Below are 17,023 nucleotides of genomic sequence, written 5' to 3' on the forward strand. Positions count from 1 at the left end.
CCTCAGAAGCCAGAGGCGCTGCGCGACGCAGCGATAAGGCTCGCGATGCGCAGCACCGCCTCGCTTGCCGGACGGTCGGTGCGATGCAGCGTCAGGGTCCAGCCGGCCTTGCGGCAGGCTTCGGTGATGGCCTCGCGATGGGCGGCGAGGCGCTGGCGATACTCATCGCCCCAGGCGCCGGCATCGCCGACGCGCAGGGTCAGCCCGTCCTCCAGGTCAAACAGTTCGGCCTGGCCGCTGAAGGGGAAGGTCTCCTCGATCGGATCGGCGATCAGCAGGACATGGCCGCGTGCGCCTGACGAAGCCAGCGTGGCGATTCGCTGGGTGAGTGCGGAGGCGGGCGACAGCCCGTCAGTGATGATGATCGCGTCCGACAGCCGGGGCAGCGGCGCTTCCGGGGGCAGGTCGGAGGCGGCGTTGCGCTCATCCGCGACGATCGCCTGCGCCAGCATCTCGACGATGCGGCGCGATGCGAGCGCCCGCGTCAGCCCGAGATGGCCGACGCGCTCGCCGCCCTCGACCATCGTCTCGGCGAGAGCGAAGCCCGCGACCAGCGCGCGGTCGAGCTTCGAGGCCATGGCGAGCGAGGAGGCGAAGCCCATCGAGGGCGAGCGGTCGATCCAGAGCCAGATCGAATGCGAGGCTTCCCATTCGCGTTCGCGGACGAAGAGATGGCCGTCACGGGCGGAGCGGCGCCAATCGATGCGCGAGGCCGATTCGCCGGCGACCAGCGGGCGGTACTGCCAGAAGGTCTCGCCCGGGCCCGAGCGGCGCCGGCCATGGATGCCGTGGATGCTGGCCGAGACGCGGCGCGCCTCCAGGATCAGACGCGGCAGGCGCGCGGCGAGGTCGAGCGCATCAGTGAGGACCGGCCGTGTCGGCCGCCTCTCGCTTGGACCCAGGACGCGCGTGCGCAGCATCGGCCTATCCCAGCCGTTCCACGAGCTTGCCGATCAGGCCCTCGACGGTCTCGCCATCGGCGCGAGCGGCGAAGGTCAGGGCGACGCGGTGCTTCAGAACGGGAATGGCGAGCGCCGCGACATCATCCACCGAAGGGGCAAGCCGGCCCTCGACGAGCGCACGCGCACGCACCGCCAGCGTCAGCGACTGGCTGGCACGCGGGCCGGGGCCCCAGGAAAGCTTGTCGGTGACCGAGGCTTCGCCCTCGCCGGGGCGGGCGGAGCGGACGAGATCGAGGATCGCATCGACGACCGCCTCGCCGACCGGCAGGCGGCGGACGAGGCGCTGGATCGACATCAGCGTCTCGGAGGTCATCGCCGGGGAGGGCTTGTATTCGGCGGCGCCGGTCGTCTCCAGCAGGATGCGGCGCTCGGCCTCGCGGTCGGGATAACCGACATCGATCTCAAGCAGGAAGCGGTCGAGCTGGGCTTCGGGCAGGGGATAGGTGCCTTCCTGCTCGATCGGGTTCTGCGTCGCCAGCACATGGAAGGGCGCCGGCAGGTCGTAGCGCTCGCCGGCGACCGTGACATGGTGCTCCTGCATCGCCTGGAGCAGGGCCGACTGGGTGCGCGGCGAGGCGCGGTTGATCTCGTCCGCCATTAGCAACTGGGCGAAGACCGGGCCCTTGATGAAGCGGAAATGGCGCTTGCCGTCGCTCGATTCGTCGAGAACCTCGGAGCCGAGGATGTCGGAGGGCATCAGGTCGGGCGTGAACTGGACGCGCCGCGCGGCGAGGCCGAGCACGGTGCCCATCGCCTCGACGAGCTTGGTCTTGGCGAGGCCGGGCACGCCGACGAGCAGGCCGTGGCCGCCCGAAAGCAGCGTCACCAGCGAGAGATCGACGACCTTCTGCTGGCCGAAGATGACCTTGCCGATCTCCTTGCGCGCTGCGCCGATGGCACTGAGCGCGGCTTCGGCCGCCTCGACGATGCCTGTGTCGAGGTCGATCGGCGAAGTGCTCTCGTTTGCCCGGGCTTGCGCCGCCATGTCGATCTCCTTCACTGTCGCGAGCCGTTGCGCCGCCATGCGAACCGTCGATGCGTTCGGCCGTTCAGTGTGGACGGGCCATCACGACGGCTCAAGCGCCGAATGGAATGGTACACATCAACTCGGCTTCACGATTATGTGGAGTTCAAGGCGGAAACGCGATGCAAGCACGATGCCGGTGGCCGGGGAGGACGAGATGACGGGACCGGGCCAGGCGATGGAGCGCCTGATGGCCTCGCTCGGCGGCGGCAAGGCGCGCGGTCTGCCGCCGGTGGAGCGCTGGAATCCGCCCTTTTGCGGCGATCTCGACATGCGCATCGCTGCTGACGGCACCTGGTTCTACATGGGCACGCCGATCGGCCGGCCGGCATTGGTGAAGCTGTTCGCCTCGGTGTTGAAGCGCGAGAACGACGATTACTTTCTCGTGACCCCGGTCGAGAAGGTCGGGATCTCCGTCGATGACGCGCCGTTCCAGGCCGTCGAGATGCAGGTCGATGGCGTAGGCGATGCTCGGACGCTCGCATTCCGGACGCAGGTCGACGATCTCGTCTGCGTCGGGCCGGACCACGCTTTGCGTTTCGCGCGGGCTGCGCAGGACGGGCTGACACCTTATGTGCATGTCCGGCGCGGCCTCTGGGCCCGGCTGACGCGGGCGCTGACCTATGACCTGCTGGCGCTCGGCGAAGTGCGGGATGTCGAAGACGAGGCCATGTTCGGGGTCGCGGCCGCAGGGCAGTTCTATCCGGCAGTGCCGGCGAGCGAGATCGAGGACATCTAGCATTGATGGGATCGGAAACCGCCCTCAACCTGAGCAGCGAGGGTTTCGCGGCGCTGGCGCGTGAGCGATTGCGGGCCGAGCCGCCCCTACTGGGCGACGTGATCAGCCGGCCGCGCGGCGATCATGAGCATCAGGCCGCATCCGTGCCGATCCCCGACGAGAAGCGCGCTGTCCCGGCCGCCGTGCTGATCGGCATCGTGCCGCGCCCGGAAGGACCGACCGTGCTGCTGACGCAGCGAGCGGCTGCCTTGCGCAGCCATTCGGCGCAGGTCGCCTTTCCCGGCGGGCGGGTCGATGCCGTCGATGGCTCGCCGGTCGTCACGGCACTGCGCGAGACCGAGGAGGAGATCGGCCTGTCGCGATCGCATATCCGCACGCTCGGCTTCCTCGATGCCTATCTCACCGGCACCGGCTACCGGATCGTGCCGGTGGTCGCGCTGGTCGAGCCGCCGTTCTCGCTGACGATCAATCACAACGAGGTCGACGAGGCCTTCGAGACGCCGCTCTCCTTCCTGCTCGATCCCGCCAATCACAGGCGCGAGGGCATCGAATGGAAGGGGCATTTCCGCACCTACTATGCGATGCCGTTCGAGGGTCGCTATATCTGGGGGGCGACCGCCGGCATGATCCGCAATCTGTACGAGCGGCTGGCGGGTTAGAACTGTATTGCGCGGACACCGCGCCTGGGAACGACGAAGCCGATGCTGCGCGCGATCATCGAAGAGGTCCTGCTCTTCGTCCTGCCTTTCTGCATCTTTGCAGGCTATCTCGTCGTCAAGCGGCGCAATCCCTTCGATGTCGAGCACTGGAGCCGCCATGCCTTCGCTCTGGCGGTCGCAGGCTTCCTGCTGGCCATCGCCGTGCTGGTCTATGGCGGCTTGATCGCGCCGCGCAGCAAGGGCGCCTACGAGCCGCCGCATATGGAGAACGGGGTACTGGTGCCCGGCCGCTTCAAATGAGTGGAGACCGTGCCGGCGCGGTCGCGCGCTTTCTAGCCCAGCCGGTGCTTGCGCGGCTGCTGTCGGCCTTGGACGGGGACGGCGAGGAAACGCGCGTCGTCGGCGGCGCGGTCCGCAATCTCCTGCTTGGAGAGCCGGCGAGCGATATCGACCTCGCCACCACCGCCTTGCCGCAGGAGACCATGCGGCGCGGCAGGGCGGCCGGCTTCAAGGCGGTGCCGACCGGCATCGAGCACGGCACGGTGACGCTCGTCGCCGAAGACGAGAGCTTCGAGGTGACGACGCTCCGGCGCGATGTCGAGACGGACGGACGCCGCGCCAAGGTCGTGTTCGGCCGGGACTTCGCGGCGGATGCGTTGCGGCGCGACTTCACCATCAATGCGCTCGGACTTAGCCGGGATGGTACGCTGCATGACTATTGCGGCGGTCTCGACGACCTCGCGCGGCGTCGCGTGCGCTTCATCGGCGATGGCGCGACCCGTATCCGCGAGGATTACCTGCGCATCCTGCGCTTCTTCCGCTTCCATGCCCGCTACGGCGTCGGCGAACCCGATACTGATGGCCTGCGCGCCTGCATCGCCGGCAGGGAGGGGCTTGCCGGATTGTCGCGCGAGCGGGTGCGGGCGGAATTGCTGAAGCTCCTCGTCGCCCCCGGCGTCGTCGCGACCATCGGGGCGATGGCGGGGGCCGGGCTCATCATGCCGGTGATCGGCGGCGTGCCGCATCTCTCGCGCTTTGCGGCGATCGCGGGGGATGACGGGAAAGGCGTTCATCCGGCTTTCCGGCTGGCGGCGCTGGCGGTTTCGGTTGGCGAGGACGCATTGCGGCTGCGCGAGCGACTGCGCCTCTCGAACGAGGAATTCGACAGGATCGAGCGCATCGCGCGCGCGCTGGAAGGCCTGGGCGGGCGGGCCGACCTGCCCGGCATCGCGGCGCTGCGCCATCTTGGCCATGACGCCGGGAACGACGCGGTGGCTGCGGCGCTCGTCCTGCTCAAGGCGTCGGCAGGAGGCGAGGACAGGGACTGTGTACAGCAGCTCATCGCCGAGCTTGGCCGGACGCCACCCTTCCTGCTGACGGGGAAGGACGTCGTCGCTCGCGGCATCGCGCCCGGACCGCGCGTCGGGCAGGCCCTCGAGGCGGCCCGGCGAGGCTGGATCGAAGCCGGCTGCCCGGTTTCGGCTGAAGCCCAGTTCGCGCTGCTCGATGCGGCGGTCGGGCAAGCGCGGCCTTAAGGCCAGCGCACCGTCGGCGGCATCGAGGACAGGATGGAATCGACGTTGCCGCCGGTCTTCAGCCCGAAGATCGTGCCGCGGTCGTAGAGCAGGTTGAACTCGACATAGCGGCCGCGGCGGACCTGCTGCTCGTGGCGCTCGGTCTCGCTCCAAGGCTTGCCGAGATTGCGGCGCAGGATGTCGGGATAGCTGCCGAGGAAGGCCTCGCCGACCGCCTGGGTGAAGGCGAAATCGGCTTCGACATCGCCGGTCCAGATATAGTCGTAGAAAATGCCGCCGATGCCGCGCGGCTCGTTGCGGTGCTTCAGGAAGAAATACTCGTCGCACCAAGTCTTGAAGCGCGGGTAATCGGCAATGGCCGGAAAGCGCTCGCAGGGCGCGCGCATCGCGGCGTGGAAGTCCTGCGCGTCGGGATCGTCCTGGGTGCGGCGCGCATTCAGCACTGGCGTCAGGTCGGCGCCGCCGCCGAACCACGGCTTCGTGGTGACGACGAGCCGCGTGTTCATGTGCACGGTCGGGGCGTGCGGGTTCCAGGGATGGGCGATCAGCGAGATGCCGGTCGCGTGGAAGCGCGGGTCCTGCGCCGCGCCGGGAATCTGGCCGGCGAAATCCGGGTGGAAGCTGCCATGCACCGTCGAGACGTGGACGCCGACCTTCTCGAAGACGCGGCCCTTCATGATCGACATGACGCCGCCGCCGCCGGGCGCACCGTCATGATTGGTGCGCTGCCAGGGCGTGCGGACGAAGCGTCCGGCCGTGCTGGTTTCGGCAGGGAAGGGGCCGGCGGCTTCGTCCTCGATCGCCTCGAAGGCGGCGCAGATGCGGTCGCGCAGGGTCTCGAACCATGTGGCTGCGCGGGGTTTCAGCGCGGCGACGATGGCGGGATCGGCGGAGGGGGATTCAGCGGGCTTCGGGGTGACCATCTTCTGTTCCATTGCGGCCCGGAAAGCCGCCAGTCTGTCGCAAGGCTTCGCCCATTACCATTGCTGCCGCCAGCGCGACATTGAGCGAACGCAATCCGGCCCGCATGGGAATGTGCAGGCTGGCCTCCGCCGCGGCATGCACCTCGGCGGTCACGCCGGCCGATTCGCGGCCGACCAGCACGATGTCGTCGGCGCGGAACGCGAATTCGGGCAGGGGGGTTGCGCCATCGGTCTCGGCCAGGACGAGGCGGTGGCCTTGCGCCCGGCGCCAGTTCTCGAAGGCGGCGAAGGAGTCGTGACGCCGGACGGCGGCGCGTTCGAGATAGTCCATGCCCGAGCGGCGGAAATGCCGGTCCGAGACGTCGAAAGCAGCCGGCTCGACGATGTCGACGGCGATGCCGAGGCAAGCGGCCATGCGGATCATCGTGCCCGCATTCTGCGGGATGTCCGGCTGGAAGAGGGCGAGGCGAAGCATGGCCCTGTCATGCGGTGACGCCCGGATATGCGTCAAGCAGGCTGGTCATGCGCGCCGGCGCGGACCATATGCCTCGAAACCGTCGCGATGCCGCTTCAGAGGCTGCCAGAGGCTATGGGATGGGTTTGATGAGGTCAAAACGCGGGAGCTGCAGCGTCGCATTGCTTGCCGATACGGACGTATCGGCGGCGCAGTGCTCCTCCCATCTCCCGCGTTTTCACCTCATCCGCAGGGCACGGCGCTTTTGCGCGACTGCTTTGTCGTTCTTCGTAGCAAGCCGGAAGGCTTGCGTCCTCGAACTCCTTGCATTCGCGCAAAATCGCCAGCGTCAAACCTATCCCATAGCCTCTGGCAGCCTCTAGGAAGGCAGACATGTTCGCCCCGCTCTTCCGCTGGCTCGAAAGCCGAATCGACGTCTTTGCTCCCTTCGACGAGCAGGAGACGCCGCCGCGCGGTGTCTGGCCCTTCATGTGGCATCACATCAAGGGCGTGAAGGGCTGGATGGCCCTGATCATGCTGACGGGGCTGGGCTTCAGCGGCATCGAGGCGGCGATGTACCTGATGGTCGGCTGGTTCGTCGATCTGCTCTCGACGCAGTCGCCGGAGACGATCTTCCGCGACCATGGCTGGCTTTTGGCAGGCGCCGCCTTCCTGCTCGTGGTCGTCCGGCCGCTGATCTACTTCGCCAACCACGCCATCGTAGACCAGGTCGTGGTGCCGCAGATCACCAACCAGATCCGCTGGCGCAATCATGTCTACACGCTCGGCCATGCGCTGGGGTACTTTCAGAATGACTTTGCAGGGCGCCTGTCCGCCCGCGTCATCCAGGCCGGGCAGTCGATCCGCGGCGCAACGATCGAGGTCATCGACGATCTCTGGTACGCGCTGGTCTTCGCGACCGTCGCGATCGGCTTCTTCGGCAAGACCAGCCTGTGGCTGGCACTGCCGGTGATCCTGTGGCTGTCGGCCTATGTCGCGCTGCTGATCTACTTCGTGCCGCGGGCGAAGCAGCGCTCGGAGGCGAATTCGCTGGGGCGCTCGACGACGACAGGGCGCATCGTCGATTCCTACACCAACATCCTGACGGTGAAGCTGTTCGCGCGGGCCGATGCCGAGCGCTCGGCGGTGCGCGACTCGTTGTCGCGCTGGAACGCCTCCTTCCTCAATCTGTCGCGGCTGATCACCGGCGTCAGCGTGATCCTGCAGACGATGAACAGCCTGCTTGTGGTGGCCACGGCCTGGCTGGCGCTGCTGCTCTGGAGCACGGGCGAGATGACGCCGGGCGCGGTCGCGGCCGCCATCGGCCTCGTGCTCCGGCTGGTGCAGATGTCGGGCTGGCTGATCCATCTCGTGCGCGGCATCTTCGAGAATATCGGCTCGGTGCAGGAGAGCATGGAGACGATCGCCAAGCCGCATGACCTGCCGGACGCGCCCGACGCCGTGCCGCTCGTCGTCGACAAGGGCGCGATCAGCTTCGAGAAGATCCGCTTCAATTACGGCCGGGCGCAGGGGTTGTTCGAAGGGCTCGATCTCGAGATCAAGCCGGGCGAGCGCGTCGGGCTGGTCGGCCCGTCGGGCGCCGGCAAGTCGACCCTGGTGAACCTGTTGCTGCGGCTCTACCCGCTCGAGGGCGGGCGCATCCTGATCGACGGGCAGGACATCGCGCATGTCACGCAGGATACGCTTCGCGCCCAGATCGGCATGGTGACGCAGGATAATTCGCTGCTGCACCGCTCGATCGGCGACAATATCGCCTATGGCCGGATCGGCGCGAGCCAGGCCGAGATCGCGCGGGCGGCCGAGCAGGCGGAGGCCCATGGCTTCATCCTCGGCCTCGGCGATCAGGACGGCCGCAAGGGCTTCGATTCGCGCGTCGGCGAGCGCGGCGTGAAGCTGTCGGGCGGTCAGCGCCAGCGCATCGCGATCGCCCGCGTGCTGCTCAAGGACGCGCCGATCCTGATCCTCGACGAGGCGACCTCGGCGCTCGATTCGGAGGTCGAGGCCGCGATCCAGCAGCAGCTCGCGGCGCTGATGCAGGGCAAGACCGTGATCGCGATCGCGCATCGGCTCTCGACCATCGCGGCGCTCGACCGGTTGATCGTGCTCGATCAGGGCCGGATCGCCGATATCGGGAGCCATGACGAACTGATCGCGCGGGGCGGGCTCTATGCCCGGCTCTGGGCGCGCCAGTCGGGCGGTTTCCTGGCTGCTGCCGATCCGGAAAAGCTCGCCGTCTGACGTCTTCGCCGACGGACTGTGCGCCATGCATGGCCGGGGCGTTCGCGACAGTAGACTTCGTCCAATCTGCATGTCAAAGAGCCGAAGGTGACGCACCGCCGCATTGCGGCGGAAGCGGCGCGCCCCTATGAGGGCGAGAGGCGACAATTTCGAGCTGTTCCAGCTCGCAAGACGTTTAAGAGGATTGGATCGTGGCGCACGCGACCGATACATCGACCGGAACAACCCGCCGCGATTTCCTGATGCTGGCTACCGGCGCCGCTGGTGCGGTCGGTGTCGGCGCACTCGTCATCCCCCTGATCAGCCAGCTCGCGCCCGACGCGCAGACGGTCGCTGCCGGTGCCCCGGTCGACGTCGATCTGGCTCCGATCGCCGAAGGTCAGGCGATCAAGCTGTTCTGGCGCGGCAAGCCGATCTTCGTGCGCCATCGCACCAAGAAGGAGATCGATGAGGCCAAGGCGGTCGACGTCGCCACGCTGCGCGACCCGCAGACCGATGCCCAGCGCACCAAGGCCGGGCACGAGCAGTTCCTCGTCATCTTCGGCAACTGCACCCACCTGGGCTGCATCCCGCTGGGCACCGCGCCCGGCGAATCGAAGGGTGATTACGACGGCTGGTTCTGCCCCTGCCACGGCTCGCACTACGATTCCTCGGGTCGCATCCGCAAGGGCCCCGCGCCGCTCAACCTGCCGGTGCCGCCCTACGCCTTCAACGGCGATACCAAGATCAAGATCGGCTGAGCATGCGCTCGACGCTTTCCTGCCAAGACGAGACAGCCTTGAGGCATTCTTCATGAGTGGTCACAGTTCCTACGTCCCGAAGACCGGCATCGAGCGCTGGCTTGATGTGCGCCTGCCGATCATCCGGCTCGCCCATGACTCGGCCGTGTCCTATCCGGTTCCGCGCAACCTGAACTACCTGTGGACCTTCGGCGGCATCCTCGTGTTCATGCTGGTGGCGCAGATCATCACCGGCATTGTTCTGGTGATGCACTACACCCCGCATGCGTCGATGGCGTTCAATTCCGTCGAGCACATCATGCGCGACGTGAACTACGGCTGGCTGCTGCGCTATCTGCACTCGAACGGCGCCTCGATGTTCTTCATCGCCGTCTACGTGCACATCTTCCGCGGGCTTTATTATGGCTCGTACAAGGCGCCGCGCGAGGTGCTCTGGATCCTCGGCGTGGTCATCTTCCTGCTGATGATGGCGACGGCGTTCATGGGCTATGTGCTGCCCTGGGGCCAGATGTCCTTCTGGGGCGCGACCGTCATCACCAACCTGTTCTCGGCGCTGCCGGTGATCGGCGAGACGATCGTCACCTTCCTGTGGGGTGGCTACTCGGTCGACAACCCGACGCTGAACCGCTTCTTCTCGCTGCACTACCTGCTGCCGTTCATGATCTTCGGCGTGGTCGTGCTGCATATCTGGGCGCTGCACGTCGTCGGCCAGAACAATCCGACCGGCGTCGAGGTGAAGAACGTCGCCAAGGACACCGTGCCGTTCACGCCCTACGCGACCGTGAAGGACATCTTCGGCATGGTCGTGTTCATGATCCTGTTCGCCTGGTTCGTGTTCTACCAGCCGAACTTCATGGGCCATGCCGACAACTACATCCCGGCGAACCCGGCCTCGACCCCGGCGCATATCGTCCCGGAATGGTACTTCCTGCCGTTCTACGCGATCCTGCGCGCCATTCCCGACAAGCTCGGCGGCGTGCTCGCCATGGGCGCGGCCATCGTCGTGCTCGCCTTCCTGCCCTGGATCGATACCTCCAAGGTCAAGTCGATGAGCTATCGTCCGATCGGGCGCCAGCTGTTCTGGGCCTTCGTCGTGGTCTGCATCGGCCTCGGCTATCTCGGCGCGATGCCGGCGGAAGGCGGTTACGTCATCGCCTCGCAGATCTTCACCGTGCTGTATTTCGGCTTCTTCGTGGCTCTCTTCGTCGTCGGTCTGTTCGAGCGGCCGAAGGCACTGCCGACCTCGATTGCCGATGCCGTGCTCGCTTCAAAGGGCGGGTCGGCGGCGCGCGTCGCGACCGCCACCGCTGCCGAACCGAACGTCAAGGGCTGACGGAACCATGAGCAGAATCGCGTTTCGTCTCGCCCTGACCGGGCTCGCTGCCGGCCTCTCGCTGGCGCTCCTCCAGCCGGCGGCGCAGGCCGCCGAGGCCGGCCCGAAGCCGCCGGCGCTGACCTGGTCGTTCTCCGGACCGTTCGGCAAGTTCGACCGGGCCCAGCTGCAGCGCGGCTTCAAGGTCTTCAAGGAAGTCTGCGCGAGCTGCCACGGCGCGAGCCTGGTTGCCTTCCGCAACCTGTCGCAGCCCGGCGGCCCCGAGTTCACGCCCGGCCAGGTCGCCGCGCTCGCCGCGACCTACCAGATCAAGGACGGCCCGAACGAGGCCGGCGAGATGTTCGAGCGGCCCGGCCGCCCGGCCGACCGCTTCCCGTCACCGTTCGCCAACGAGCAGGCCGCCCGCGCGGCGCAGGGCGGCGCCTATCCGCCGGACTTCTCGGTCCTGGCCAAGGCGCGCACCTATACCCGCGGCTTCCCGACCTTCGTCTTCGACATCTTCACGCAGTATCAGGAGCAGGGTCCGGACTACATCCACGCCCTGATGACCGGCTACAAGGAGCCGCCTGCGGGCGTCACCCTGCTGCCGGGTCAGAACTACAACGAATACATGCCCGGCCATCTGATCGCGATGCCGAACCCGCTCTCCAACGGGCAGGTCGAGTATCCGAAGGGTGCGGACGGCAAGTCGCCGGTGCCGGAGACCGTCGACCAGTATGCGCGCGACGTTGCCGCCTTCATGGTCTGGATGGCGGAGCCGCATCTGGAGCAGCGCAAGCGCATCGGCCTGCAGGTGATGATCTTCCTCGTGCTGTTCGCGGGGCTGCTCTACTACACCAAGAAGAAGGTGTGGTCGCGCATGCCGGACGGCTCGCCGGTCCACTGATCGGTTCGATATCGTTCTAGGAAAAGGCCCCGGCGACGGGGCCTTTTTCGTTTCGCGCGCCGTCATTCTCGGACGAAGCGAAGCGCAGATCCGAGAATTTCGGGCAGGACAAGCTTCCGGAGGCTTCTTCGGGAGGAGATGCTCGGGTCAAGCCTGAGCATGACGGGGGCTAGCGGCGGCGTATTGCGACCGTCATCGAAAGGTGGTCCTTTCCGCGCCGAAAAAAGGAATCGACCATGAGCGAAGCCGTTCTCGGAATCATCGGCGGATCGGGCATCTATGATCTGCCGGGCCTGACCGACCTGCGCGAGATGCGCATCGAAAGCCCATGGGGCGAACCTTCGGACGTGTTGCGGACCGGCAGGATCGGGCAGACGAAGATCGTCTTCCTGCCGCGGCATGGACGCGGCCACGCCATCCCGCCATCCGAGATCAATTACCGCGCCAATATCGATGTGATGAAGCGGGCGGGCGTGACCGACCTCGTCTCGCTCTCGGCCTGCGGCTCCTACAAGGCCGAGCTCTATCCGGGCCTGTTCGTCCTGGTCGACCAGTTCGTCGATCGGACGAGCCGGCGCGAAAACTCCTTCTTCGGCCGGGGCTGCGTCGCCCATGTCTCGGTCGCTCATCCGGTCGGGCCGGCCCTGCAGGCGCGGATCGCGGCGGCGGCTGAGGCCGAGGACCTCGCCTTCGTGCGCGGCGGCACGCTGGTCACGATGGAAGGGCCGCAATTCTCGACCTATGCGGAATCCATGACCTATCGCGGGCTCGGCTACGACCTGATCGGCATGACCGCAATGCCCGAGGCCAAGCTCGCCCGCGAGGCCGAGATCACCTACGCGACCGTCGCGATGGTGACCGACTACGATTGCTGGCACGAGCTGCACGGCGCCGTCGACGTGGCCTCGGTCATCGCCGTGCTGCACGACAATGCCGACAAGGCGCAGCGCCTCGTGGCGCGGCTCGCGGCCGATTTCCCGGCGCAGCGCGAAGCGTGCCCGGCCGGCTCCCACAACGCGCTCGACAACGCCATCGTGACCGCGCCGGCTTTCCGCGATCCGGCCCTGCTGGCGAAGCTCGATGCCGTCGCAGGCCGCGTGCTCAAGGCGGCGTGATGACGGCGCCCTTGACGAAGCCGGCCCGGCGTCGGACCAAGGCGTCCGCCCTGGCCTCAGAGACGGTGCCCATGAACCTCGCCGACAGCATCCGCGCGATTCCCGACTATCCCCGGCCCGGTATCGTTTTCCGCGACATCACTACGCTGCTCGGCGATGCGCGGGCCTTCCGCCGAGCCGTCGACGAGCTGGTCCAGCCCTTCGCGGGCTTGAAGATCGCCAAGATCGCGGGGATCGAGGCGCGCGGCTTCATCCTCGGCGGCGCGGTGGCGCATCAGCTCTCGGCCGGCTTCGTTCCCGTCCGCAAGAAGGGCAAGCTGCCGCTCGAGACGCTGCGCGCGACCTATGCGCTCGAATACGGCACGGACGAGATCGAGATCCATCGCGACGCGGTGCAGCCGGGCGAGCGTGTCCTGCTGGTCGACGACCTGATCGCCACCGGCGGCACGGCCGAGGCGGCGGTCAACCTGCTCGCCGGGCTCGGCGCCGAGGTCGTGGCGGCCTGCTTCATCGTCGACCTGCCGGAGCTCGGCGGCGCCGACAAGATCCGCCGGCTCGGCGTGCCCGTGCGGACGCTGGTCTCGTTCGGCGGGCATTGAGCGGCCATGAAGATCAACGGCCAGCACTACCGTACGATCTGGCGCGCGCAGGATGGCTGGCGCGTCGTCGTGATCGACCAGACGCGGCTGCCTTTTCGCTTCGAGACGGTGGCGCTGGGTTCGGCCGAGCAGGCCGCGGACGCGATCCGCAGCATGGTCGTGCGCGGGGCGCCGCTGATCGGCGCGACGGCGGCTTATGGCGTGGCGCTGGCGATGCGGGCCGATGCCTCGGATACTGCTCTCGAAGCCGCGCTTGCGTTGCTTGGCGCGACACGGCCAACCGCGGTCAACCTGCGCTGGGCGCTCGAACGGATGCGCGGTGCCATTGCCCCGCTCGCTCCGGAAGCGCGTGAAGAGGCAGCCTATGCCGAGGCGGCCGCCATCTGCGACGAGGATGTCGCGCTGTGCCGGTCGATCGGCGAGCATGGCTTGCCTGTCATCGCGGAGATCGCGGCGCGCAAGCCGGCCGGAGAGCCGGTCAATATCCTCACCCATTGCAATGCCGGCTGGCTCGCCACGGTGGATTGGGGCACGGCGCTGGCGCCGATCTATCTCGCTCACGATGCCGGCATCCCCGTCCATATCTGGGTCGACGAGACTAGGCCCCGCAATCAGGGCGCGGCGCTGACGGCCTATGAGCTCGGCTCCCATGGCGTGCCGCATACCGTGATCGCGGACAATGCCGGTGGACACCTGATGCAGCACGGGCAGGTCGACATGGCGATTGTCGGCACCGATCGGACCACGGCGACCGGCGATGTCGCCAACAAGATCGGGACCTATCTCAAGGCGCTGGCGGCGCATGACAATGGCGTGCCCTTCTATGTGGCGCTGCCCTCGCCGACGATCGACTGGAGCATAAGCGACGGGCTCGCGGATATCCCGATCGAGGAGCGCGCCGCGCGCGAGGTGACGCATCTCTCCGGGCTCGCCGATGACGGCGAGGTGCGCTCCGTGCGCGTCGTCGCGCCGGGCAGCGGCGCGGCGAATCCCGCCTTCGACGTGACGCCGGCGCGGCTCGTCACTGGGCTGATCACCGAGCGCGGCGTCTGCGCCGCCAGCGCTGCAGGGCTCGCACAGCTCTTTCCCGACCTGACGAACAGGGGCACGGCATGACCGAAACGGAACTGCGGCAGGAGATCGTCGCGGTCGCGCAGGCGATCGACCGGGCGGGGTTCTGTCCGTCGAAATCGGGGAATGTCTCCGCTCGTTTCGGCGATGGCCTGCTGATCACGCCGTCGGGTCTGCCCTATGCGCAGACGAAGCCGGAAGACCTGATCCATCTCGGGCTCGATGGCACCGTTCTCGGCGGCAACCGCAAGCCCTCTTCGGAATGGCCCTTCCATGTCGCGATCTATCGGGCACGGCCGGATGCGCAGGCAATCGTCCACACCCATTCGCCGCGGGCCACGGCGCTCTCCTGCACCCGGCGCGGCATTCCGGCCTTCCACTACATGATCGCGCTCTGCGGCGGCTCCGATGTGCGCTGTGCCGCGTATGCGACATTCGGCACGTCGGAGCTGGCCGATAATGCCGTGAAGGCGCTGGAAGGACGCAAGGCGGTGCTGCTCGCCAACCATGGCGTGATCGCGCTCGGCCAGACACTCGCCGGTGCGCATACCATCGTCGCGGAGGTCGAGAACCTCGCCGGGCAATATCTCGATATCCTGGCGGCGGGGATCGAGCCGGTCATCCTCGATGCGGCGGAGATGGAGCGTGTCGGCGCCAAATTCGCAGGCTACGGCAAGGTCGGTTGATCTGACCGCATCCGTCTTACGCTGCGTTAAACACTGCCGCCCTAAGGTGGCTCATGATCGTTTCGCGCTACCTGCACGAGTCTTTCGATGTGCTGTCGGTCGGCGTCTGCGAGTACGATGCGGAGCATCGTGCCGTCGGCTGGAATCGCACGTTCCTGCACTTCTTTCCCGAGGATGACGGGCTGATCTATCCCGGCGAGCCCTACGTCGAGAATCTCCGGCGCTTCTACACGCTGCGGCTCGCTCCCGAGGAGATGCACGACATCGAGCGCTACATCGCCGAGGGCGTGGCGCGCCACGAGAACCAGACCCAGGCTTTCGAATTCCTTCATAACGGCCGGCGCTTGCGCGCGACCTCGCTGCTGGCGCCTTGCGGCGGCCGTGTCAGGATGTGGCAGATGCTCGAGGCGCCGCGCCGCGCGGGAGCAGGCGCCGAGGCGCTGCTGCCGGCCTTCGAGGCGCTGCGGTTCATTCCCGATGGCGCCATGCTCCTCGATGGCGAGGATCGGATCATCGCCACCAACGACGCCTTCCGGAAGCTCTACGACATCCCGGCAGACACCATGGTCGTCGGGTTGAGATTCGACGAGATCGTCAGCGAGTGCTGGCGAGGCGTCTCCACGGTCGCCGGGTTGCGCGCCAGCATCCTGAACGGCCTGCGCTATGACGGAGCGCCCTTCGAGATCGAACTGCCGGGCCAGCGCTGGCGGCGTGTCGTCGCCCGGCACACGCTCGAGGGCCTGAGCTGCTTCATCCATGCCGATACGACGGCGGCGAAGCGCCAGCAGGCCGCACTGATCAGTGCGCAGGACGCGCTGCGGCAGGCCAATGCCGAGCTGGTGAAGCTGGCGCAGACGGACGGGCTGACTGGGCTTGCCAACCGCCGCCGCTTCATCGAATGCCTCGCCAGCGAGGCGGCACGCCCGCAATCGCTCGCGCTGCTGATCGTCGACGTCGATCATTTCAAGGCGATCAACGACCAGTTCGGCCATATTGCCGGCGATGCCTGCCTGCGGCTGGTGGCGCAGATCATCGATGGTCCGCCGACCGGCGCAGCACGAATTGTCGCGCGGCTGGGCGGCGAGGAATTCGGCGTGCTGATTGCGGATGCGACATCGGGCGAGGCCATGGCCGTCGCCGAGGCGATCCGGCAGGCGCTGGCGCAGGCGCCCTGGCGGGCGGTCGATGCGCAATTGCAGGGCGCGACAGTGTCGATCGGGCTGTGCTGCGGCGTCGGACCGCTCGACGGCGATGCGCTCTATGCCCGGGCGGATGCAGCGCTCTATGCCGCAAAGCGCAATGGCCGCGACCGGATCGAGACCGCACATCTCTCCACGGCGACAGGCCTCAGGGCCGGCTGAGATCAGGCCGGCTTGCGTTCGACGAAAACGCAGCCGTCGAAACATAATACATAAGAGAGAAGAGCCCCAGGAGCCCCACGAAACACCCGAATTTAAGTGATATTTGCGCGTAAAGCCCCATCAGCCCTTGCGAGTTCCCGATAGGAATGTTGCTACTCCGTAGCTGCTAGGAGATTGATGTGGCAAAGCGAAGCTCGATCCGGATCACAAAACGAGTGGTCGATGATCTCGCTCCCGGCGAAGATGTCTGGGATTCAGAGATCAAGGGCTTTGGCGTCAGATGCCAGGTGAGGGACAAGTCCTATGTCCTGAAAACCACCGTTAAGGGGCGGCCAAAGTGGATCACAATCGGTCGTCACGGATCGCCTTGGACGCCAGACAATGCGCGAACGGAGGCTCTGAAGCTTCTTGGGTTAGTCGTCCAAGCGAGGGGATCAGCCGGGCCAAAGCTCGCGGCGTGAAACTGGGCCGCCCCTTCGGGATGCCCCATCATCAGAGACAGGAGCCTCTGGCCAGGGAAGCCACTGGCGAGCCCGTTCGCGAGATCGCTCGCAGCTACAATGTCAGCCCCAGCACAATTTCGAGACTCTGACGACGACAGCCAACATGCGCGACCTTTATGCTTCCAATCCGTTGCGGCGCTCGGTCGAGAACTCCAGCTCACGCGCCAGTTGGAG

The 17,023-nt window shown here is 67.0% G+C and carries 18 protein-coding genes; 14 read left to right on the plus strand and 4 right to left on the minus strand.

The window, feature by feature from the left end:
* Window positions 1-2: 2 nt before the first annotated feature.
* Together AC6RIC_RS08620 and AC6RIC_RS08625 are read right to left on the minus strand one after the other, a co-directional pair.
* Window positions 3-920 carry a DUF58 domain-containing protein gene (locus AC6RIC_RS08620; RefSeq protein ID WP_499735862.1) on the minus strand — a complete coding sequence of 306 codons (918 nt, stop codon included), beginning with the start codon at window positions 918-920 and terminating at the stop codon, window positions 3-5.
* Between the two features lie 4 nt (window positions 921-924).
* Window positions 925-1,947, minus strand: a complete 1,023-nt coding sequence (locus AC6RIC_RS08625; protein ID WP_499735863.1) for an AAA family ATPase — start codon at window positions 1,945-1,947, stop codon at window positions 925-927.
* 172 nt (window positions 1,948-2,119) lie between these two features.
* Here AC6RIC_RS08625 and AC6RIC_RS08630 point away from each other — a divergent pair, with 172 nt between their 5' ends.
* The 4 genes from AC6RIC_RS08630 to AC6RIC_RS08645 are packed head-to-tail and all read left to right on the plus strand — an operon-like array spanning window position 2,120 to window position 4,919.
* Window positions 2,120-2,725: a DUF1285 domain-containing protein gene (locus AC6RIC_RS08630; RefSeq protein ID WP_499735864.1), complete on the plus strand. Its 606-nt coding sequence runs from the start codon at window positions 2,120-2,122 to the stop codon at window positions 2,723-2,725.
* A 5-nt stretch (window positions 2,726-2,730) separates the two neighbouring features.
* Window positions 2,731-3,384 carry a CoA pyrophosphatase gene (locus tag AC6RIC_RS08635; protein ID WP_499735865.1) on the plus strand — a complete coding sequence of 218 codons (654 nt, stop codon included), beginning with the start codon at window positions 2,731-2,733 and terminating at the stop codon, window positions 3,382-3,384.
* Between the two features lie 42 nt (window positions 3,385-3,426).
* Window positions 3,427-3,684, plus strand: a complete 258-nt coding sequence (locus tag AC6RIC_RS08640) for a DUF6111 family protein (protein ID WP_454655912.1) — start codon at window positions 3,427-3,429, stop codon at window positions 3,682-3,684.
* Entirely contained in the window at window positions 3,681-4,919 is a 1,239-nt protein-coding gene (locus tag AC6RIC_RS08645; protein WP_499735866.1) for a CCA tRNA nucleotidyltransferase, read from the plus strand. Before AC6RIC_RS08640 ends, AC6RIC_RS08645 begins: the two co-directional genes overlap by 4 nt.
* Here the strand turns inward: AC6RIC_RS08645 and hemF are convergent.
* Both hemF and AC6RIC_RS08655 read right to left on the minus strand, forming a co-directional pair.
* Window positions 4,916-5,842, minus strand: a complete 927-nt coding sequence (gene hemF, locus AC6RIC_RS08650; protein ID WP_499735867.1) for an oxygen-dependent coproporphyrinogen oxidase — start codon at window positions 5,840-5,842, stop codon at window positions 4,916-4,918. The genes AC6RIC_RS08645 and hemF overlap by 4 nt on opposite strands.
* Window positions 5,820-6,317 (minus strand): tRNA (cytidine(34)-2'-O)-methyltransferase, encoded by a 498-nt coding sequence (locus AC6RIC_RS08655; RefSeq protein WP_499735868.1) that lies wholly within the window; start codon window positions 6,315-6,317, stop codon window positions 5,820-5,822. Before AC6RIC_RS08655 ends, hemF begins: the two co-directional genes overlap by 23 nt.
* 372 nt (window positions 6,318-6,689) lie before the next feature.
* On the opposite strand from AC6RIC_RS08655, the gene AC6RIC_RS08660 reads away from it, so the two are divergent.
* From AC6RIC_RS08660 to AC6RIC_RS08705, 10 genes are all read left to right on the plus strand, one after another.
* Window positions 6,690-8,555 (plus strand): ABC transporter ATP-binding protein, encoded by a 1,866-nt coding sequence (locus AC6RIC_RS08660; protein WP_454655916.1) that lies wholly within the window; start codon window positions 6,690-6,692, stop codon window positions 8,553-8,555.
* A gap of 242 nt (window positions 8,556-8,797) precedes the next feature.
* The gene (gene petA / locus AC6RIC_RS08665) at window positions 8,798-9,295 is read left to right on the plus strand and encodes a ubiquinol-cytochrome c reductase iron-sulfur subunit (protein ID WP_499736574.1); all 498 of its coding nucleotides are present in this window, start codon (window positions 8,798-8,800) and stop codon (window positions 9,293-9,295) included.
* A gap of 52 nt (window positions 9,296-9,347) precedes the next feature.
* The gene (locus AC6RIC_RS08670) at window positions 9,348-10,628 is read left to right on the plus strand and encodes a cytochrome b (protein WP_454655918.1); all 1,281 of its coding nucleotides are present in this window, start codon (window positions 9,348-9,350) and stop codon (window positions 10,626-10,628) included.
* A gap of 7 nt (window positions 10,629-10,635) precedes the next feature.
* A complete protein-coding gene (locus AC6RIC_RS08675) occupies window positions 10,636-11,514 on the plus strand; it encodes a cytochrome c1 (RefSeq protein ID WP_454655919.1) in 879 nt (292 codons plus the stop codon).
* A 236-nt stretch (window positions 11,515-11,750) separates the two neighbouring features.
* Window positions 11,751-12,629 (plus strand): S-methyl-5'-thioadenosine phosphorylase, encoded by an 879-nt coding sequence (locus AC6RIC_RS08680; protein ID WP_499735869.1) that lies wholly within the window; start codon window positions 11,751-11,753, stop codon window positions 12,627-12,629.
* 71 nt (window positions 12,630-12,700) lie between these two features.
* Window positions 12,701-13,228, plus strand: a complete 528-nt coding sequence (locus tag AC6RIC_RS08685) for an adenine phosphoribosyltransferase (protein ID WP_061970256.1) — start codon at window positions 12,701-12,703, stop codon at window positions 13,226-13,228.
* A 6-nt stretch (window positions 13,229-13,234) separates the two neighbouring features.
* Window positions 13,235-14,344: an S-methyl-5-thioribose-1-phosphate isomerase gene (gene mtnA / locus AC6RIC_RS08690; RefSeq protein WP_499735870.1), complete on the plus strand. Its 1,110-nt coding sequence runs from the start codon at window positions 13,235-13,237 to the stop codon at window positions 14,342-14,344.
* Complete coding sequence (locus AC6RIC_RS08695; RefSeq protein WP_499735871.1) at window positions 14,341-14,985, plus strand: class II aldolase/adducin family protein; 645 nt, start codon at window positions 14,341-14,343, stop codon at window positions 14,983-14,985. The genes mtnA and AC6RIC_RS08695 overlap by 4 nt, the downstream gene beginning before the upstream one ends.
* A 53-nt stretch (window positions 14,986-15,038) precedes the next feature.
* Window positions 15,039-16,346, plus strand: coding sequence for a sensor domain-containing diguanylate cyclase (locus AC6RIC_RS08700; protein ID WP_499735872.1), 1,308 nt, complete (start codon window positions 15,039-15,041; stop codon window positions 16,344-16,346).
* 215 nt (window positions 16,347-16,561) lie between these two features.
* A complete protein-coding gene (locus tag AC6RIC_RS08705; protein ID WP_499736575.1) occupies window positions 16,562-16,807 on the plus strand; it encodes a hypothetical protein in 246 nt (81 codons plus the stop codon).
* Window positions 16,808-17,023: the final 216 nt, after the last annotated feature.

Source organism: Allobosea sp. TBD101, from assembly GCF_059817965.1.